The sequence below is a fragment of the Brevibacterium otitidis genome (assembly GCF_042429315.1).
Taxonomy (GTDB): domain Bacteria; phylum Actinomycetota; class Actinomycetes; order Actinomycetales; family Brevibacteriaceae; genus Brevibacterium; species Brevibacterium otitidis.
Genome location: NZ_JBHMAU010000046.1, coordinates 55,494 through 72,786 on the forward strand (window position 1 = coordinate 55,494; position 17,293 = coordinate 72,786).

General features: G+C 66.0%; 23 protein-coding genes. 10 read left to right on the top strand and 13 right to left on the bottom strand.

Annotated elements, in window-relative coordinates:
• Positions 1–22 precede the first annotated feature (22 nt).
• The 7 genes from ACFFN1_RS06680 (at position 23) to pspAB (ending at position 6,707) form a co-directional block, all read left to right on the top strand.
• Entirely contained in the window at positions 23–1,774 is a 1,752-nt protein-coding gene (locus tag ACFFN1_RS06680; RefSeq protein WP_376839965.1) for a sensor histidine kinase, read from the top strand.
• Positions 1,758–3,326, top strand: coding sequence for a trypsin-like peptidase domain-containing protein (locus ACFFN1_RS06685; RefSeq protein WP_376839747.1), 1,569 nt, complete (start codon positions 1,758–1,760; stop codon positions 3,324–3,326). The genes ACFFN1_RS06680 and ACFFN1_RS06685 overlap by 17 nt, the downstream gene beginning before the upstream one ends.
• Before the next feature lie 184 nt (positions 3,327–3,510).
• Positions 3,511–3,801, top strand: coding sequence for a WXG100 family type VII secretion target (locus tag ACFFN1_RS06690; protein ID WP_376839749.1), 291 nt, complete (start codon positions 3,511–3,513; stop codon positions 3,799–3,801).
• Between the two features lie 161 nt (positions 3,802–3,962).
• Positions 3,963–4,760 (top strand): PspA/IM30 family protein, encoded by a 798-nt coding sequence (locus ACFFN1_RS06695; protein ID WP_376839750.1) that lies wholly within the window; start codon positions 3,963–3,965, stop codon positions 4,758–4,760.
• A gap of 1 nt (position 4,761) precedes the next feature.
• Complete coding sequence (pspAA, locus tag ACFFN1_RS06700) at positions 4,762–5,064, top strand: PspA-associated protein PspAA (protein ID WP_376839752.1); 303 nt, start codon at positions 4,762–4,764, stop codon at positions 5,062–5,064.
• 43 nt (positions 5,065–5,107) lie between these two features.
• Positions 5,108–6,010, top strand: coding sequence for a zinc metalloprotease HtpX (gene htpX / locus ACFFN1_RS06705; RefSeq protein ID WP_376839754.1), 903 nt, complete (start codon positions 5,108–5,110; stop codon positions 6,008–6,010).
• Between the two features lie 94 nt (positions 6,011–6,104).
• Positions 6,105–6,707, top strand: coding sequence for a PspA-associated protein PspAB (gene pspAB, locus ACFFN1_RS06710; protein WP_376839756.1), 603 nt, complete (start codon positions 6,105–6,107; stop codon positions 6,705–6,707).
• 13 nt (positions 6,708–6,720) lie between these two features.
• Here pspAB and ACFFN1_RS06715 read toward each other — a convergent pair whose 3' ends face one another.
• From ACFFN1_RS06715 to ACFFN1_RS06745, 7 genes are all read right to left on the bottom strand, one after another.
• Positions 6,721–6,960, bottom strand: a complete 240-nt coding sequence (locus ACFFN1_RS06715) for an RNA-binding S4 domain-containing protein (RefSeq protein WP_376839757.1) — start codon at positions 6,958–6,960, stop codon at positions 6,721–6,723.
• 25 nt (positions 6,961–6,985) lie between these two features.
• Entirely contained in the window at positions 6,986–7,786 is an 801-nt protein-coding gene (locus ACFFN1_RS06720; RefSeq protein WP_376839758.1) for a preprotein translocase subunit YajC, read from the bottom strand.
• 115 nt (positions 7,787–7,901) lie between these two features.
• Positions 7,902–8,645 carry a TSUP family transporter gene (locus ACFFN1_RS06725; protein ID WP_376839760.1) on the bottom strand — a complete coding sequence of 248 codons (744 nt, stop codon included), beginning with the start codon at positions 8,643–8,645 and terminating at the stop codon, positions 7,902–7,904.
• Positions 8,646–8,771: 126 nt separating this feature from the next.
• Complete coding sequence (gene groL, locus ACFFN1_RS06730; protein WP_376839762.1) at positions 8,772–10,397, bottom strand: chaperonin GroEL; 1,626 nt, start codon at positions 10,395–10,397, stop codon at positions 8,772–8,774.
• Positions 10,398–10,669: 272 nt separating this feature from the next.
• On the bottom strand, positions 10,670–10,873 hold the full coding sequence (locus ACFFN1_RS06735; RefSeq protein WP_376839764.1) for a cold-shock protein: 204 nt from the start codon (positions 10,871–10,873) through the stop codon (positions 10,670–10,672).
• A gap of 226 nt (positions 10,874–11,099) precedes the next feature.
• The gene (locus ACFFN1_RS06740; RefSeq protein WP_376839766.1) at positions 11,100–11,693 is read right to left on the bottom strand and encodes a LytR C-terminal domain-containing protein; all 594 of its coding nucleotides are present in this window, start codon (positions 11,691–11,693) and stop codon (positions 11,100–11,102) included.
• A 3-nt stretch (positions 11,694–11,696) separates the two neighbouring features.
• Positions 11,697–11,951 (bottom strand): DUF3263 domain-containing protein, encoded by a 255-nt coding sequence (locus ACFFN1_RS06745; protein ID WP_376839767.1) that lies wholly within the window; start codon positions 11,949–11,951, stop codon positions 11,697–11,699.
• A 175-nt stretch (positions 11,952–12,126) separates the two neighbouring features.
• On the opposite strand from ACFFN1_RS06745, the gene ACFFN1_RS06750 reads away from it, so the two are divergent.
• The 3 genes from ACFFN1_RS06750 (at position 12,127) to ACFFN1_RS06760 (ending at position 13,715) form a co-directional block, all read left to right on the top strand.
• Positions 12,127–12,468, top strand: coding sequence for a hypothetical protein (locus ACFFN1_RS06750; RefSeq protein WP_376839769.1), 342 nt, complete (start codon positions 12,127–12,129; stop codon positions 12,466–12,468).
• Positions 12,469–12,820: 352 nt separating this feature from the next.
• Positions 12,821–13,195 (top strand): hypothetical protein, encoded by a 375-nt coding sequence (locus ACFFN1_RS06755; protein WP_376839770.1) that lies wholly within the window; start codon positions 12,821–12,823, stop codon positions 13,193–13,195.
• Positions 13,196–13,205: 10 nt separating this feature from the next.
• Positions 13,206–13,715, top strand: a complete 510-nt coding sequence (locus ACFFN1_RS06760; RefSeq protein WP_376839773.1) for a hypothetical protein — start codon at positions 13,206–13,208, stop codon at positions 13,713–13,715.
• A gap of 245 nt (positions 13,716–13,960) precedes the next feature.
• On the opposite strand, the gene ACFFN1_RS06765 is transcribed toward ACFFN1_RS06760, so the two are convergent.
• From ACFFN1_RS06765 to ACFFN1_RS06790, 6 genes are read right to left on the bottom strand one after another with little or no spacing between them, the layout of a single operon-like run.
• Positions 13,961–14,188, bottom strand: a complete 228-nt coding sequence (locus ACFFN1_RS06765; protein WP_376839775.1) for a hypothetical protein — start codon at positions 14,186–14,188, stop codon at positions 13,961–13,963.
• Between the two features lies 1 nt (position 14,189).
• Positions 14,190–14,567 (bottom strand): holin, encoded by a 378-nt coding sequence (locus tag ACFFN1_RS06770; RefSeq protein WP_376839777.1) that lies wholly within the window; start codon positions 14,565–14,567, stop codon positions 14,190–14,192.
• 12 nt (positions 14,568–14,579) lie between these two features.
• Entirely contained in the window at positions 14,580–15,506 is a 927-nt protein-coding gene (locus ACFFN1_RS06775; RefSeq protein ID WP_376839778.1) for a hypothetical protein, read from the bottom strand.
• A gap of 30 nt (positions 15,507–15,536) precedes the next feature.
• Positions 15,537–15,830: a hypothetical protein gene (locus tag ACFFN1_RS06780; protein ID WP_376839781.1), complete on the bottom strand. Its 294-nt coding sequence runs from the start codon at positions 15,828–15,830 to the stop codon at positions 15,537–15,539.
• 8 nt (positions 15,831–15,838) lie between these two features.
• On the bottom strand, positions 15,839–16,264 hold the full coding sequence (locus ACFFN1_RS06785) for a hypothetical protein (protein ID WP_376839783.1): 426 nt from the start codon (positions 16,262–16,264) through the stop codon (positions 15,839–15,841).
• Positions 16,261–17,289 (bottom strand): hypothetical protein, encoded by a 1,029-nt coding sequence (locus tag ACFFN1_RS06790; RefSeq protein WP_376839785.1) that lies wholly within the window; start codon positions 17,287–17,289, stop codon positions 16,261–16,263. Before ACFFN1_RS06790 ends, ACFFN1_RS06785 begins: the two co-directional genes overlap by 4 nt.
• Between the last annotated feature and the right edge of the window lie 4 nt (positions 17,290–17,293).

Consider the following 17,293-nt stretch of genomic DNA (forward strand, 5'->3'; position numbering starts at 1 on the left):
CACCAAGCTGCTGACGATCATGATGACCCTCATGCTGCTCGTGCTCACCGGCACGAGCGCCTGGGTGCTGGAGAACATCCGGGCCAGCCTCATCGAACGCACCGATGAGCGCCTCATCAGCGCCTCGGATGCGCTCGCCATCCAGGCTGCTGAGCAGGTGTTCCTGCCGGCACCGCTGCAGGGCGGCGATCAGGTGCAGTCGAATCCGCAGGAGGAGTCGCTGCGGAATCTGCTGCCGGGCTCCTACTACGTGCAGTTCTATTCCGCTGACGGCAATACCGCCTTCGAGCCGGTCGCCCCGGATCCGACGAATGTCCCCTATCTGCCGGACATCAACCAAGCGGTTGTGGGCGAGCGCGCCGGCCGCCCGTTCACCGTCGAAGGCACGAGCTCGCACTGGCGGGCACTCGCCCTGCAGGTGCAGGGCACGCCGTGGCTGGTGGCCGTCGCCGTGCCCTTCGACCGCGATGTCGACGACATCAGCGAACGCGCCCGCAACACGATGGTCGGCATCGGTCTGCTGGCGCTGGCACTCGTGGCCGGGGTGGGCTACTTCGCCATCACCAACACCTTCCGGCCGCTGAAGAACATCGAGGAGACCGCCTCCCGGATCGCCGCCGGCGATCTGTCGCAGCGCGTGTCGAAGTATCCGCGCAATACGGAGCTCGGCCGGCTGTCAGCGGCGCTCAACACGATGCTCGGGCGGATCGAGGACTCCTTCGACGGACAGACCCGCTCGGAGAAGCGGATCCGGCAGTTCGTCTCCGATGCCTCCCATGAGCTGCGCACCCCGCTCGTGACGATCCGCGGCTATGCCGAGCTCTACCGCCAGGGCGCGCTCAAGGATCCCGAGCACATCGGTCAGGCGATGGACCGCATCGAGGCCGAGGCCAAGCGGATGGGCGTGCTCGTCGAAGACCTCGTCATGCTCGCCCGCCTCGATGAGCGCAGGGAGGCCGAGCTCGGCCCGGTCGATGTCTGCGCGATCGTCCGCGATGCTGCCGCCGATGCGGCTGCGCAGGACCCCGACCGCGACATCAGCTTCATCGGCCTGGACGGCGAGGATGCTGATGAGACGGGCGTCCCGAACGTCTACGGTTCGGAAGCCAAGCTGCGCCAGGTGATCGTCAACCTCGCCGGCAATGCCGTCCGCCACACTCCGCCGCAGACGGCGATCGAGTTCGCCGTCGGCGTCCGCGGCGTGCCCGAGGTCGTCCCCGCTCCCGAGGCGGAGGACGCGAAGCCCAAGACCGCCAAGCCGAAGGCCCCGGGCTTCGTCACCGGCCCGGTGCGGATCTTCCGGCGCGATAAGGACAAGGCGGAGAAGGACAAGGCGGAAAAGGACCGGACCGACACGGCGGCCAGGGTCGACGCTGACCGCGAGCGCGGGCAGCCGGCGGCAGGCGCTGACCAGCCGATCGTCCCCGATGTCTCGGCGGCCGGCGGTGTCCATGTCGGCGACGAGCTCGCCGGATTCCCGGCCGGCCGGGTCCGCTTCGAGGTCCGCGACCACGGCGATGGCATCGACCCGGAGGAGGTGCCGCGCATCTTCGAGCGGTTCTACCGCCTCGACGCCTCACGCAACCGCGATACCGGCGGATCGGGCCTGGGCCTGTCGATCGTCAAAGCGATCGTCGAGTCCCATCAGGGCCGGATCTCGGTGCACCCGACACCCGGCGGCGGCGCGACGTTCCGCGTCGACCTGCCTATTCCATTCGAACAACCCGCTGCGACCGATGCGCAGGAAGAGGACCACCATGAGCCACACACCTGAGAACCCCGAGGAGAGCTTCACGCGCCCGACGCGAACGACCCAGCCGCGAGCACCTCAGCCGGGCCGCCACTCCCAGCAGAACCGACGGACCTTCCCAACCGACGACGCCGAGGTGCCTCCCGCCTCGGGCGCGGCCGGAACCGGGTACCCGCGCCCGCAGCGCACCGCCGAACAGCGGCCCATATTTCCCCCGCCGAACAGCGCCGGCCAGCGCAGCGAGGGCGGAAACCCGAGCGGCCGCCCGTTCCCACCGGCCACTCAGCCTGCAGCCGGGCAGGCACCGCACACCTTCCCCCCAGCGCCGGCGAGCGCCCCGACGACGGCAGCGAGCCAGCCCTATGGCTCCAGCAGCGGACAGACTCCGCAGCCCGGCCCGCAGCCGGGAATGCAGCCCGGACCGCAGTCGTTACCGGCACGCCGTGAGCGACGCGGCCCCGGCTGGGGTGCGCTGACACTGTTCACCCTCATGGCGGTGCTGTTGGGCGGACTGCTCGGCGCGGGCACGATGTACGGCATGCAGGCGCTCGGCCTCGGTTCGCAGCAGGGCCAGTCGGAGGCGACGACCGCCGATCCTCCGCAGCGCACGCAGGAGACTCCGGACTGGGCGACGATCGCTGAGACCGCCTCGCAGTCGGTGGCGGCGATCCAGGTCGGCGTCAACGGCCAGGTGCAGGGGCTGGGCTCCGGTTTCGTCTACGACAGCGACGGCCACATCGTGACGAACAACCACGTCATCGCCGCTGCCGATACCGGCGGCGGTCAGGTCAACGTCGTCTTCAACAACGGCGACACCATCGAAGCTGAGATCGTCGGCCGCGATCCGGAGACCGATATCGCAGTCCTCAAGCTGCGCCAGAACCCCGACGGCCTCACCCCGCTGCCGATCGGCGACGACAGCCAGCTGAGCGTCGGCGACCCGGTTATGGCGCTGGGCAACCCCCTCGGTCTGGCCGACACGGTGACCACCGGCATCGTCTCCGCGCTCAACCGCCCGGTGACGACGGAGAACATCGGCGAGGACACCGATGACCCGCAGGGCACCCTGACGATCACCAATGCGATCCAGACCGATGCGGCGATCAACCCGGGCAACTCCGGCGGCCCGCTCGTCGACGGCAACGGCAACCTCATCGGCGTCAACTCCGCGGCTGCCACCCTGCGCGATGCCCAGGACAGCGGCCAGCAGAGCGGCTCGATCGGCATCGGCTTCGCGATTCCGGTCACGCAGGCGAAGAACATCGCCGATCAGCTCATCTCGAACGGCTCGGCTGAGCACACAGCGCTCGGTGTCGCCGTGCAGGATTCGCAGGTCGACCACAACGGGATCGCGCGCGGTTCGGCGAAGGTCTCCGAGGTGGAGGACGGTTCGGCGGCTGCGCAGGCCGGCATCCAGCCCGATGACGAGATCATCGCCGTCGACGACACCCCGGTGAACAACTCGGTGGCGCTCCAGGCGCTCATCCGCTCGTATCCGATCAACCAGACGGTCACCGTCACGCTCGTGCGCGGCGGGCAGAAGCAGCAGATGGATGTGACCCTGCAGGCGAAGTGAGCCCCCTCCCTTCCCGAGGCGGGACGCGGGCAGCCTGAGAAGCGTCCTCGCGACTGCAGACTCGCGGGCACGGCCGGGTGTGGACACCGCTGGATGTCCACACCCGGCCGTCGTCGTGCCGGCTCATGTGCGGGCCGGCGGTGCAATGGGTGCCGTACCTGTCACCCGAAGGAAGGAGCCAGCGATGGCTGTCATACAGGTCGACGCCCAGGAGATCGAAGCCACTGTCGCGCGCACGCAGGAGTCGTGCACGGTGCTGCACAGTGAGGCGGCCAGTCTCATGAGCCACCTGCGGAATCTGGAGAACTCGTGGCGCGGCGGGGCCGCTGAGAGCTTCCAGCAGATCGCCGGGGAGTGGGAGGTGGTGCAGCGGCAGGTGCAGGAGAGCATCGAGAGCATCCGCGATGCCCTTTCGGCTGCCGGCGTGCAGTACTCCGAGGTGGAGGAGGCCAACCGCAAGCGCTTCACCCGCTGATTCCCTGTCAGCCGCCGGCACGCACTGCAGCTCGCCGCAGTTCTGGTCGAGGCTGTCGCGCGTGCCGGCGGCCGCGGTCTGCCCCAAGCTTTTTCCAATCTCACGCAGTAGAGTGAGGGAGAACGCAGAACATGAGCTTGAGCTCGAAGGAGATCCCCGGGATGAGCATTTTCTCACGCATGAAGATGATTTTCGGCGCGAAGGCCAACTCGGCCCTCGACAAGGCCGAGAACCCCAATGAGACGCTGGACTACTCGTATCAGAAGCAGCTGGAGCTGCTGCAGAAGGTGCGCCGCGGCGTCGCCGATGTCGCTACCAGCCGCAAGCGCCTCGAGCTGCAGATCGGACAGCTGGAGAAGCAGCAGGACAAGCTGCAGGGACAGGCGCAGAAGGCGATGGAGGTCGGCCGTGAGGACCTCGCCCGTGAGGCGCTGACCCGCAAGTCCGGCCTGCAGCAGCAGATCTCCGATCTGCAGACCCAGCACCAGAACCTGCAGGCCGAAGAGCAGAAGCTCGTCACCGCTTCCCAGCGCCTGCAGGCCAAGGTCGATTCCTTCCGCACCCGGAAGGAGACCATCAAGGCCAACTACAACGCCGCTGAAGCACAGTCGAAGATCAGCGAAGCCTACTCCGGCATCTCCGAGGAGTTCGGCGACGTCGGACTGGCGATCCAGCGCGCTGAAGACAAGACCGCACAGCTGCAGGCACGCGCCGGTGCCATGGACGAGCTCATCTCCGCCGGCGCCCTCGACGATATGACCGGCACCGCGCAGGACGATATCGACGCTCAGCTCAACGCCCTCTCCAGCGACAACGATGTGGAGATGGAGCTGGCACGCCTGCGCCAGGGTCTGCCCGGCGGCCAGGAGGAGCGCCCGCAGATCACGAGCGAGGCTCCTGTCGACGCCGAAACCGCAGATCCGCAGAACTCCGCTGAGCAGCCAGGGCAGGGGGCCTGAGATGATCGTACGCATCATGGGCGAAGGCCAGTTCGACGTCGCCGATGTCGAACAGGATGCCCTGCAGGACTACGACGACAAGGTCGAGCACGCTGTACAGGCCGGCGATGAAGAGCAGACCAGCACCGCGCTGCGGGATCTGCGCTCGTTCATCCTCTCCCACGGCTCCCCCGTGGCAGACGACTTCCTCGGAGTCTCCGATATCGTCGTGCCCTTCGCAGACGCGTCGCTTGAGGACATCCGAAAGCTGCTCGACGGCTCGGGTCTGATCCCCGATATCAGCACCGTCGAGCAGCAGAACTGACGCGCGTGGCAGAAGAAGGCACCGCAGCAAAGGCAGGAAGAACGTGAAGAACCGTTTCGTCAAGGACCGTGGGCTGACCTTCAGGATGACGACGGCCATGTTCCTCAATGGCCTCATCTTCGTCCTGCTCATGGCCGCGATCTGGTTCATCCTCGACCGCAGCTCCATCGGTCTCGTCCTCGCCCTGCTTGTGAGCGCCGGTGCCTTCTTCTTCCAGTGGTTCTTCTCTGACTCCATCGCCCTCAGCGCGATGGGCGCACGCGTCGTCACCCCGGAGCAGGCCCCGGAGCTGCACGCCATCGTCGACCGACTCTGCCAGCTGTCGGACACCGTCAAGCCGCGGGTCGCCTACTCCGACTCCCCCACTCCCAACGCTTTCGCCACCGGCCGTTCGCCGAACCACTCCGTCGTGTGCGTCACGCGCGGCCTGCTCGACACCCTGGAGCCCAAGGAAGTCGAGGTCGTCCTCGCCCATGAGCTCTCCCACGTCGCCCACCGCGACGTCACCGTCATGACGGTCGCCGGCGTCACCGGTGTCGTCGCCTCGCTCATGGTGCGTGCCGGCCTCCATACGCGCAGCTCCAGCCGCAACAGCAACGGCCTGCCGATCCTGCTGGCGATGATGGTCGTCGGCGCTGTCGTCTACGTGCTGAGCTTCGTGCTCATCCGCGTGCTCTCCCGCTACCGGGAGCTGGCAGCCGACCGCGCCGCCGCGATCCTGACCGGCCAGCCTTCGACGCTGGCCTCGGCGCTGACGAAGATCAGCGGACAGATGACGCAGATCCCGTCAGAGGATCTGCGCAAGAACGCCAGTGCCAATCACCTCGCGCTCGTCCCGGCGATCAACGGCCGCGACGTCAACCAGCTGTTCTCCACGCATCCGAGCCTGGAACAGCGCCTCGAGCAGCTCAGCCAGATCTCTGCTCAGCTCTCCCGCCCCGTCTGATCTTTGCCTTTCTGATCCCTGCCTGGAGATCTCCGCTGCGCCGGAAGCCGCCGTTGCAGTTTCCTGCCCGGCAGCAGGCTCGTAGACTGGGCGCATGGGATTCTTCGACGCGATTCTGGGCCGCACCCAACCCAAGCGAGCCAACCTCGATGACCTCTTCGCCCTGCCGAACGTCTCTCTGACGCTGCAGTCCTCCTCGACTTTCGTCCCCACCGGAGTGGGCGGGGTGTGCTTCCGCGAAGTGGAGGGTCGCGCCTTCGCCGATGCGGAGCAGGAGAGCCGCGAGCTCATCTCCCAGGATCCCGACTGCGAGGTCGAACAGGTCAATGACGGCTACGGGTTCACCTGGCAGGTCATCAGCGACGCCCAGGCCAATATCTCGAACTTGGCGACGAATATGCACGCGATCAACTCGGCTCTGGTGAATCAGGGTTTCGACACGATGCTGCTGTGCACCGCCCTGTACTTCCGCGACGCTGAAGGCCGCAGTGCAGCGATCGTCTACCTGTACAAGCGCGGAACCTTCTACCCCTTCGTGCAGGTCGGGCCGCATCAGCGCGACAATGCCCTGGAGATCCAGCTCAAGGGCCTGCTCGCAGGCGAGGTGCCGCTCGAAGAGGATCTGTCGAAGTGGTCACCACTGTGGGACGCACCGGGCATGAACCGTACGACAGGCTCCGGAGGCAACAGCCTCTGACCGGCCCCTCGGCTCAGCCGATCGCCGGCGGTTCGCTGGCCGTCTCGACGGTGAACTCGACTCCGGCAGCCGGAACCGCCACGACGTCCCCGGCGACGATCCGGGCGCTGCGGCGCGTATCGACCTCGCCGTTGACGAGGACGTCACCGGCAGCGATCATCTCTTTGGCCATGACGCCGTGCTCGGCGACACCGTGCAGCTTGAGCAGCTGACCGAGGCGGATGTCCTCGGAGCGGATCTCAACAGTCTCCATACGGCTCAGCAGTCCTCCATACCGTTCAGAATCCGAAGTCGAAGTCGCCGAAGCCGCCGCCGTCTCCGATGCCGCCGCCATCGGCGCCGCCGCCCATGCTGTCAGCGCCCATGCCGTCCTGGAATCCCTCGCTGTAGGCCCCGTCCCAGCCGTGGCCGAAGCCGTTGACGAGCATGGCGCCCATGAGGACGCCGGGCAGCAGACCGGAACCGGCATAGGCGTTGAAGTAGCCGCGGTTGTACTCGGCGTAGCTGGGGCCGGCCTCCCAATAGGCGCGGCGCCCCAGGCCATCGGCAGTGGCGACCTTGCGGACTGCCGGTTCTGCGCCGACGGCCACGCGCTCGGCATCGGCCGCGCACACAGGGATCGGGCGCGGCTGGCCGCCGGCCGGGGCCCAGTCGATCTCCTCAGTCGAGGGACCGTGCTGCGGGTTGAAGAAGCATGGCGGGCGACGGGTGGGCAGCGGCTCACCGTTGACGCGGGCGCGCACGCACTTGGCGGCATAGCGGCCGTCTTCCAGCGCCTCGGTCACATGGCGGATGTCCTCGGGTCGCTGCACACGCTCGAGGGTCTCCTTGGCGGTGTCATACGCATCGAGGGCCCGCTTGTACTCCTGGCGGCCGCCTTCGTCGAGGTCAGCGCCGGTGGTGATGATGTCGAGATCGGCGACTTCCTCACCGAATGCCGTGACGTCCTCAGCTGCGGACTTCGCGACGAAGCTCAGTTGCTCAGCCTGCTCCTCGAGCTCCCTCTGCTTCTGCCGGCGCGAGCCGAAGAACATGAGCGCGCCGACGATGATGAGCAAACCGAGAAACACGTACCCCATGCCTGTTCGATCCTTCTTCCATCACGGGTGCAGCTGACTGATCTATTATCACCGCGCAACCTTAGCGCCGTCTGAATCGCACAGAGCTCGCACACAGCGGCGCGCGGGCGCCTGATCAGAGCCCGGCAAGCCCCTTGACGAGGGTCGCCGCTCCCCCTGCGAGAGCGATGGTGATCATGCCGATGCGCGCCACCCGCACCGGGATCCGCTCAGCCGTCAGATCACCGATGATCTGCCCGGCGGCCAATGCCGCGAAGACCATGAGCCACTGGCCGATCCCGAGGTGGGGAAGGACGTTCGGATCGAAGATCACCTTGGCGATGATCGACATGACCGAGGCGATGGCCAGCAGCGGCTGCATCGTCGCCGCGAAGCTGCGCTGCTCCCAGCGCGTGAGCACCGCGTAGGTGCTGAAGGCCGGGCCGCCGACACCGGCGGCGGCGTTGAGGACCCCGGCGAGGAATCCCGAGGTGGCGATGCCGCCGGTGTTGACCGGCAGCTGCCGGCCCACTCTCCCGATGACGACCGAGATGAGGAGCGCACAGACGACGACGGTGCCGATGAAGGTCTGCAGGGGAGCCGTCGGCATCGTTGCGGCCATCCAGGCGCCCGGCAGGGTGCCGATGACCGAGGTGATGGCCAGGATCTTGAGCGTCGGCCAGTGCACATCGCGCCAGGTGCGGGAGAAGACGATGACGCAGGAGACGAAGCCGACGATGTTGACGAGCACCACGCCCGACAGCGGGTCGAGCAGCAGCACGAGGAACGGCCCGGAGACCAGCGCGAATCCCATCCCCGTCACACGCTGCGACAGCGCACCGACGAAGACGGCGAGCAGGATGAAGGCGATGACAGGCATGATGGGCTCAGCATAGCCCGCAGGCGGCGGGTGGCTGGCAGACTATGACGGAGGGGCAGGAGAGCACTGCGCTCTCCTGCCCCTCGCACCGCGGCTCAGCGGCCGGCGGTGTCAGTTCTCAGCGGCTCAGAAGCCCATGCCGCCCATGTCCGGCTCGCCGCCCGGCATGGCCGGTGCCGGCTCCGGCTTATCGGCGATGACGGCCTCGGTGGTGAGGAACAGGCCGGCGATCGAGGCGGCGTTCTGCAGAGCAGAGCGGGTCACCTTGACCGGGTCGTTGATGCCTGCGGCCATAAGGTCCTCGTACTCGCCGGTGGCGGCGTTGAGGCCGTGACCGTCTGCGAGGTTGCGGACCTTCTCAGCCACCACACCCGGCTCGAGGCCGGCGTTCGTGGCGATCTGCTTGAGCGGAGCATCGATGGCGACCTTGACGATCGCAGCACCGGTGGCCTCGTCGCCTTCGAGCTGCAGCTTCTCGAAAGCGGTCTTGCCCGCCTGGATGAGTGCCACGCCACCGCCGGCGACGATGCCCTCGTCGACAGCAGCCTTGGCGTTGCGCACGGCATCCTCAATGCGGTGCTTGCGCTCCTTGAGCTCCACCTCGGTGGCGGCTCCGGCCTTGATGACGGCCACGCCGCCGGCGAGCTTGGCCAGGCGCTCCTGCAGCTTCTCGCGGTCGTAGTCCGAGTCGGAGTTGTCGATCTCGGTGCGGATCTGCTGCACGCGGCCCTGGATCTCGTCAGCGTCACCAGCACCTTCGACGATGGTGGTCTCGTCCTTGGTGACGACGACCTTGCGGGCGGTGCCCAGCAGGTCGATGGTGGCGTTCTCGAGCTTGAGGCCGACCTCCTCGGCGATGACCTGACCGCCGGTGAGGATGGCGATATCGGCCAGCTGCGCCTTGCGGCGGTCGCCGAAGCCCGGAGCCTTGACGGCCACGGACTTGAAGGTGCCGCGGATCTTGTTGACCACGAGCACAGCGAGAGCCTCGCCCTCGACGTCCTCGGCGATGATGAGCAGCGGCTTGCCGGACTGCTGGATCTTCTCCAGCACCGGCAGCAGGTCCTTCACGTTCGAGATCTTCGAGTTGACGATGAGGATGTACGGATCCTCCAGCACGGTCTCCTGACGCTCAGCGTCGGTGACGAAGTAGCCAGAGATGTAGCCCTTGTCGAAGCGCATGCCCTCGGTGAGCTCGAGCTCCAGGCCGAAGGTGTTCGACTCCTCGACGGTGACGACGCCTTCCTTGCCGACCTTGTCGATCGCCTCAGCGATGAGCTCGCCGATCGCCGGGTCACCAGCGGAGATGCCGGCGGTGGCAGCGATCTGCTCCTTGGTCTCAACGTCCTTGGCGGTTTCGAGCAGCACGTCGGAGACAGCAGCGACGGCCTTCTCGATGCCACGCTTGAGGCTGAGCGGGTCAGCACCGGCTGCGACGTTGCGCAGACCCTCGCGCACGAGAGCCTGAGCGAGGACGGTCGCGGTGGTGGTTCCGTCACCGGCGACGTCGTCGGTCTTCTTCGCAACTTCCTTGACGAGCTCGGCGCCGATCTTCTCGTACGGATCCTCGAGTTCGATCTCCTTGGCGATGGAGACACCGTCATTGGTGATGGTCGGTGCGCCCCACTTCTTTTCGAGCACGACGTTGCGGCCGCGCGGGCCCAGGGTCACCTTGACCGCATCGGCCAGGGTGTTGAGTCCGGTTTCGAGTCCGCGGCGTGCGTCTTCATCAAATGAGATGAGCTTTGCCATATGGCTGGTCCTCCCTGAACGGAGTGGCATGTCTTCCCGCACCATGAGCGCCCGCGACGGCAGAGCCGGTTCTGCTGATTCCCTTCCACAGCAGCCTGTCTCACTTCCCAGGGGCGGGATTTACCAGTACTAGATTTAGCACTCTCAGGCCGAGAGTGCAAAACTGCACCCACACCTCGGGAGCGGCCGCCAGCGGGCGGAGGAGACGCGAAGAGCCGGGATCAACCCGGCTCTTCAGATCGATCAGCGTACAGCGCCGGCGAGGGGGATGCTCAGAGCACCGTCACCGATTCTGCCTGCGGGCCCTTGGCGCCCTCACCGACCGTGAACTGCACCTGCTGGCCCTCTTCGAGCGAGCGGTATCCGTCCATCTCGATTCCGGTCCAGTGGACGAAGACGTCCTGGTCTCCGCCCTCCACGGTGATGAATCCGTAGCCCTTCTCAGCGTTGAACCACTTGACCGTGCCTTGCGTCATCTCTTCTCCATATCTGGGTGTTCTGCAGCGGGCGCTTATAGGAGGAGCCCCGCCGTTCGGGCCGGTTCCTCCGCCGCCGCCAGCGCAGCAGCCTCGTTCCCAGCTCTCATGCACGGCCGGAGGACTGCCTGAATTCAGCAAGCCTCCTTGTGGCACATGCACTGCAGTAAGACTAAGCCACGGCAGCGGTCGCCGCAAACATGAGCCGCGCGGCCGCGCTGGAAGGTCAGTCGTCAGCGCCCTCGGTGCTGCCGTCGCCACCGAGGCTGCCGAGGTCCTTGTCGGCGATGTCGGAGGTAATGAGCAGGGTCACCTGACCGGGGAACTCCGTGGAGCTTTCGACGGTTTCGACGCCGAGCTCAGCCGCCAGCGCACCGGCCTGCATCTCGAACTCGTCATCGGAGTAGTACACCGCCGAGGTGGTCTCACTCGTCGAATAGTTGCCGACCTCAGCAACGGTCCAGCCGTTCATCTCGAGATGTTCGCGGAACTTCGCCGCCGCGCCGGTGACACCGGAGCCATTGAGCACGTGGACTTCGGCGGTCTTGTCGACGACATCGACCGCCGGGTCATCCGTGGGCTCGTCACTCGGCTCGGATTCCTCGGCGGGGGCTTCGGTTTCGGCGACGACCTCCTCGGGATTCGAGGTGGACTGGCGGATGATGTTGAAGGCTCCGAAGACGACGAGCAGCGCCGCCAGCGCCAGCACGGCAATGAGGGCGAACGCCCCACCCTGGGAGATGGGCCCGCCGCGGCGGTGAGCGCCCTTGCGGCCGGTCGGCTGCAGGTCATCGAATTCGTCACGTGGGTACTGTGCCATCGGCTACCTCGCCATGCGCGCGCGGGCGCGGTCCTGGTGTCGGCTTTCACGGATGCGGCGCAGCCGCTTGATGAGGATCGGGTCGGCCGCATAGGCGGCCGGGTTGTCGAGCAGTGTGTTGAGCAGCTGGAAGTAGGCCGGCGCTGACATATCGAATTCCTGCCGGATGGCGCCGTCCTTAGCGCCGCCGTAGGTATGCCACTGACGCTCGAAGCGCAGTACGCGGGATTCGAGTTCGGTGAGCTCCTGCTCGCTCATGCCACCTGCTTTCGATCGGATAGCCACAGTCTAGCGAAGAATGACACGCATGTGCTTCCCTCGCGCCAGACAGGTGCCATCAGCGCAGACCCCCGCCACGGCGCCTGCCACCAGGCTAACAGTTGTCATCGACACGCTTCTGTGCTCGAATCAGTAGCACAGCGGAAGGAGAGCCATGACCACCTGGCACGCACATATGGCATTCACCACGGACTCCCCGTTCAGTCACGATGCAGCGCTCGACCTGCTCAGCGAACTCACCGAGCATGCCGCGGCCGTCGCGCCCCGCGTTGACGCAACCGGCGGCGACATCAGCTTCACCATCGAAGCGGACGCCATCAGCGCGGCGTTCGACACCGCCATGGCCACCGTCACTGAGGCCGTCGCCGCCATCGACGGATTCCCAGCGCCGGTCATCACCACCGCCCAGGGACCCCTCATGACCAAGGCTGCCGTCGAGCGGTGGCTGGAGAACCGCAACACCCGCCCCGGCCGCCCCGCGACAGGTGGGAGCTGACGAGTGACAGCAGGCGCCCCGCCACCTCACACTGCGGAGATGGCGGGGCGCCTGCTGACCGGCATCGAACCGGATCAGCCGATCTTGACGTTGATCTGCTTGGTATGCGGAGGGGGCTGGTCAGGGCGCTGTTTGGCTTGTTTTCGCGGTTTTCTGGTGGGTGCTGGTGGGTGTAGGTGGGTGCCTGTGTGGGCATTTGGTGGGCATCTGGTGGGCGCGGGGCGAGCTGTAAAGGTTCGGCTTTACAGCACTTTAGACTCCTTGTAGATGTGGTCTAGATCACATCTCTCTGAGTTGCTCTACTACTCACTGAGTAGTATCATGGAGGTACACACAAGGAAAGGACACCACAATGGCACTCCACTACATCCACGACATCACCATCGACACCGACATCATCCCAGCCGAGGTCATGGCCGCCTTCCGCGATGTCACCACCAACGACGACGGAAAGCTCATGGCAATCGGCCGCGACGCCGAACGGGAAATCCGCGCATGGGCCGCACGCCGCTCCCGCCCCGCCGCAGTCGAAACCACCGGCGGGGCAGCGCACGCCGCCCCACTCGCCACTGAGAAGCAGGTCAACTACATCATGCGGCTCATCGACCGTGGCGCCCACGAGGAGGGCGGTTTCATCTCCGGTGGCCCCACCACCATCGACCAGGTGCGCCGGATGACCCGCCGCGACGCCTCCATGTACATCGACTCACTCACCAGCAACTACTGAAAGGACGATCATGGGACTCCTTGAATCCAGCCTCCACAACGCGGACGAGGCGCAACGCCGCCTCACCGCCGCACTCGAAGAAGTCGATCAGCTGCGCGACAAACGCGACGAACGGATCCTCGACGCACTCGAAGCCGGGGCGACCCGGTATCAGCTGTCCAAGAGGCTCGGGATGAGCGAAGGACACCTCGCCCGGTATGTCCCGCGGCTGTCCCGCCGCGCCATCCCCGACACCGCCCCCGAACTCGACAACCTCGACGCATTCGTCGCGCACGTTGTCCAGTTCCCTGACGTTGACGCTGCGGTCATGCTCGACGGGACGGCGCTGGTCTACCGGGGCCGCGTAAGGGAGGAGGCGCGCAACGAATACGGGAACACGGAGGTGTATGGGGTGTCGCGGTACTATGCGCGGCACGGCATCGACACCGTCGGTCTGCTGACGACGGGGATGGGCGAAAAAACCGAGGCATCGGTGCGGAACGCGATCGAGGCGGTGCTCGCCGGCGAGAAACGCTACTAGAACAAAAAGAGACCCCCACCGTGACGGTGCGGGTCTCATCCCCGCAAAGGGCGGGGAACGCTGTGAACGGCTGAGCGACAAACGGCTCACCCCCGCAAACGGCGGGGACACCACTGACAGTACCAGGCCGGAATCGGCTTGTGAATGCTGAAAAGCGCCCCACACCGGGATGGTGTGGGGCGCTTCGTGTCCTCCCTGCAAAGCAGCAGAGGAACTCCTGTCGGGCAACAGATGGGTCGAGTGTATCACTCGGTGCGCGCTGGGTCGGTGCGTTCTATCGTCACCGCTCCCTCTGCGACTTCCAGCCGCCCAACCTTGAACGGTTCTTCGAGGGCTTCGGCGCATTCGACCTGCACGCGGTCCACATGCTCAGCGAGATCACGCTCGACAGCCCGCCGGGTTTTGCGGATGGCGAGCTGCTGCTGCAGACGCTCAATTTCGGCGGCGAGTTCTTCGTCAGTCATCTCGTCCATGTCAGTGCTCCGGACGGTAGATGATCGGCTCTGACGCATCGTCATCGCTCATCTCAACCGGTTCGGGCAGCTCCGGCTCCACCTCGACCGGCTCACCGGTAACCTCCGGGTGCGCCTCCCACGCTTCAGCCTCAGCCGAGCGGACACCGATCGTCTCAGTCGCGACCAGGGCGGGGCCGGGCGTGCCGATCGGTGACGACGCGACCGACATGAGCACCGATGCGACCGTTGCGAGCGCCGCGACGGATAGGACGGAGGTCCAGTCGATGTCGAGGATGCCGAGGCCGTCGCCGGCGAGCAGACCTGCAGCGGTCTGCGCGAACGTGCGGAGGGCGCGCTCACCTGTCGCGGCCCAGAACTCTATCGTGTAAATGTTCATGATGTGTGATCCTCACTCGTAGAACGCGGCCGAGCGGACGCGCTTGATCGTCACAGGACTGGCGGAGTGGTTGGCAATCTCCAGCTGGTACTCGACCGAGCTGACTGTCTTCGTGCCGCGCTTCCCACCTGGCTGGGTGCCGCCAAACTGCTCAACCTGCGGGACATGCACAGACGACCAGCCGCCCGTGCCAGCCGGGAACGAATGCTCCTCGAACGGCCGGGTGATCTCCGACCCGCCGCCCTTGAAGTAGTAGACGAGGACGATCTGCGCCTTCACGTCTGCGCCGGCCGGCACCGACGCGAGGGTCGCGTCTGCCTGCAGCATGAACTTCTGGCCGCGGCGCTTCGGTCGTGCGATGTAGTGCGGGCCAGCGTGCGTTTTGCTCGCCGGGTGCATCCGGATGCGGGTGCGGGTGCGGGGCTTGATGGTCTGGTCGCTGACTCGCGACCTCTGCTCATATCCGGACATGCCGAAAAATCCCTTCTCAGTCGTCTCCGTGGTCGGTGGTTTCGGGGCCGGGACGGTCGTGGTGCCGCCGAGACCCGGCCACGCGCTGGTGTCGTCCTCCAGACGGGAGTACACGCACGACACATGCGCGTGAGCGGTGTGGGGGTTCGCGCCGGCATAGGGTCGCCACCGCCGGGCGATAGACGGGTTGAAAATCTGCCGGTTCGAGATCAGATACTTGATGCGCCGATCGCCGGCCTTGGCGAGCCTGCGCATGTAGGCGTGCGCGTCGAAACCGCCCTTCGGGTCGTGCGTGAAGTCCCGGGCGTGGACGATGCCGCGACTGTCGGGGTTGTGATCGGATTTGCGAGCCGAGTGCGCGGCGTCACCGATCGACCCGTCCGAGCGTTTCGACCGGCGCGGGGCGTAGACGTTGATCTGGGCGAGCAACTTATCGAGGCTGCGCGCCACTCTCCATGAGCGGGCCATAGGCTCCTCCTTGAAAGACGGAACCCCCGGCTAGTGCGGGGGTTCTGGTGGTGCCGGCGGATAACCCGGCTTGTCTGGCGGCGGGAGGGTGACGTATGCGGCCCACAGGGTGGCATAGGCCGACCTGTACCAGCGCAGCTCCCAATCAGCCTCAGCGGCTTCTTGTGCGTGTTTGTCAGCGATCGCCTGCCATGTCGCGATCGCTGTCGATTCCTCTTGGAGCTCGCCGGCGCGGCGTTCTTGGATGAGCTGCTGGATTTTGACTGCGATGCCGACAACGCCGCCGCCGCCGACGAGGGCGATGATGAGTTGTGCCCAGTCCATGCGGCGGATCACCCTCTCATCTGCTGAGCCAGTCTTGCGCTCCTGATGTCGGCGGACAGGTCGAAATATCGGGCGGCTGCGAACGCTGCGAGTGCCCACAGGATGAGCGTCCCGCCGCCGCGTGTGTGGGTGATGGGGTGTTCGAGCATCACGAGGGTTTGGGCGAGTGCGAGCATCCCTGTGCCGACGACGATCATGAGCATCCCGAGCTGTTCGATCTGCAGGATGCGGGTGCGTAGGCCGGCGGCGGTGACGAGTCCACCGGCGAGGAAGATCCCGCCCCAGACGAGTGGTGGCCAGTCGGCGTCGAAGAACGTGGTGGTGGTGACGGGTGGGGCGAGCAAATAGTAGATGCCTGCCGCGATGACGAGGGTCGTGGCGGTGATCCTGCAGGCCCGGCCCAGCCGGTAGAGGGCATGTTGTTTCCGGGTCATGGTAGCGGAATCCTGATGTTGTCGAGCGACACCTGCCATGTCCTAGGGTTCGGCGTGTGGACGACCAGGTTGTCACGCACTGAGCTGCCCATAGCGGTGGTGAGCAGCGCTGAGCGGCCAACAGGGTTGGTACCGATCGAGATGTTCACGTCCGGGAGATTGACACCCGATATCCATCCGATAGTGGACGGTCCGGTCGTCGAGAAGTCGCCGTTTTTGCGGCGGACAAGCCCCCGCATTTCGATGTAGCCGCGGCTGATCCGGTACTGCACGGGGACTGCCGCCGTATAGGCAGAGGTGAGTGTGATGTTCTTCCATGGCGGGTTGTCGAGGCTTTCCCATCTGGTCGGGCCGCCGGTCTCCTCGGACTCGCCACTTGCGATGAACGTCTCGCCCATCTGGTAGTCGTAGCGGATGTAGCATTGCGCGCCCCACAGCTGTGTGCGCGGGTCAGGCAGGTGCTCTGGGCGGTCAACGTGGGTTGTCGGCGCGATTTTCGGTCGCCGCTGCGTGACTTTCGCCTTCGAGAGCAGCTGGGAGGGGTTACGCTCCACATCCCAGAGGGGGAGGTAGTGTTTCCCGCCTGACCAGTCGAGGCTGGTGAGGACGCGGACACGAATCGGCCCACCCGGCTCCTTGTGCCTCAGGGGGTCGTATTCGAGCACGACTCGGTAGACGGTATTCCGAGATACAGGCGGGAATTTGAGGGTCATGTCCTGGTTGAGGCGGTGGTAGAAGCCCCGCAGGATCGCCTGCGCTGTCTTCGTTGTTTTCGAGACTGTGAGCTTCCCGGTGTCTGTCACGTCCGACAGGTTCCTCAGCCAGTACGGCTGACCGCCGACGTCGAGGAGACCTGACCCGACGCCGAGGGTGACGTACTGCCACATCTCGTCGTCCATCGGCTGATGCACGACAGGGTACGAAAACTCCGACCCCTGGAACGGCTGATAATTCGTCTGGACAAGGTCCTCAACACCCTTGATGCGGGCGTCCTGTGTCAGGTCATACGCTGTCGGTTCGCTCATGGTG

Bases quoted from the DNA above. Each gene is read 5' to 3' on its own strand.
- ACFFN1_RS06680 (WP_376839965.1), top strand. From the start codon at position 23: ATGACCCTCATGCTGCTCGTGCTCACCGGCACGAGCGCCTGGGTGCTG.
- ACFFN1_RS06685 (WP_376839747.1), top strand. From the start codon at position 1,758: ATGAGCCACACACCTGAGAACCCCGAGGAGAGCTTCACGCGCCCGACG.
- ACFFN1_RS06690 (WP_376839749.1), top strand. From the start codon at position 3,511: ATGGCTGTCATACAGGTCGACGCCCAGGAGATCGAAGCCACTGTCGCG.
- ACFFN1_RS06695 (WP_376839750.1), top strand. From the start codon at position 3,963: ATGAGCATTTTCTCACGCATGAAGATGATTTTCGGCGCGAAGGCCAAC.
- pspAA (WP_376839752.1), top strand. From the start codon at position 4,762: ATGATCGTACGCATCATGGGCGAAGGCCAGTTCGACGTCGCCGATGTC.
- pspAB (WP_376839756.1), top strand. From the start codon at position 6,105: ATGGGATTCTTCGACGCGATTCTGGGCCGCACCCAACCCAAGCGAGCC.
- ACFFN1_RS06715 (WP_376839757.1), bottom strand. From the start codon at position 6,960: ATGGAGACTGTTGAGATCCGCTCCGAGGACATCCGCCTCGGTCAGCTG.
- ACFFN1_RS06720 (WP_376839758.1), bottom strand. From the start codon at position 7,786: ATGGGGTACGTGTTTCTCGGTTTGCTCATCATCGTCGGCGCGCTCATG.
- ACFFN1_RS06725 (WP_376839760.1), bottom strand. From the start codon at position 8,645: ATGCCTGTCATCGCCTTCATCCTGCTCGCCGTCTTCGTCGGTGCGCTG.
- groL (WP_376839762.1), bottom strand. From the start codon at position 10,397: ATGGCAAAGCTCATCTCATTTGATGAAGACGCACGCCGCGGACTCGAA.
- ACFFN1_RS06735 (WP_376839764.1), bottom strand. From the start codon at position 10,873: ATGACGCAAGGCACGGTCAAGTGGTTCAACGCTGAGAAGGGCTACGGA.
- ACFFN1_RS06740 (WP_376839766.1), bottom strand. From the start codon at position 11,693: ATGGCACAGTACCCACGTGACGAATTCGATGACCTGCAGCCGACCGGC.
- ACFFN1_RS06745 (WP_376839767.1), bottom strand. From the start codon at position 11,951: ATGAGCGAGCAGGAGCTCACCGAACTCGAATCCCGCGTACTGCGCTTC.
- ACFFN1_RS06750 (WP_376839769.1), top strand. From the start codon at position 12,127: ATGACCACCTGGCACGCACATATGGCATTCACCACGGACTCCCCGTTC.
- ACFFN1_RS06755 (WP_376839770.1), top strand. From the start codon at position 12,821: ATGGCACTCCACTACATCCACGACATCACCATCGACACCGACATCATC.
- ACFFN1_RS06760 (WP_376839773.1), top strand. From the start codon at position 13,206: ATGGGACTCCTTGAATCCAGCCTCCACAACGCGGACGAGGCGCAACGC.
- ACFFN1_RS06765 (WP_376839775.1), bottom strand. From the start codon at position 14,188: ATGGACGAGATGACTGACGAAGAACTCGCCGCCGAAATTGAGCGTCTG.
- ACFFN1_RS06770 (WP_376839777.1), bottom strand. From the start codon at position 14,567: ATGAACATTTACACGATAGAGTTCTGGGCCGCGACAGGTGAGCGCGCC.
- ACFFN1_RS06775 (WP_376839778.1), bottom strand. From the start codon at position 15,506: ATGGCCCGCTCATGGAGAGTGGCGCGCAGCCTCGATAAGTTGCTCGCC.
- ACFFN1_RS06780 (WP_376839781.1), bottom strand. From the start codon at position 15,830: ATGGACTGGGCACAACTCATCATCGCCCTCGTCGGCGGCGGCGGCGTT.
- ACFFN1_RS06785 (WP_376839783.1), bottom strand. From the start codon at position 16,264: ATGACCCGGAAACAACATGCCCTCTACCGGCTGGGCCGGGCCTGCAGG.
- ACFFN1_RS06790 (WP_376839785.1), bottom strand. From the start codon at position 17,289: ATGAGCGAACCGACAGCGTATGACCTGACACAGGACGCCCGCATCAAG.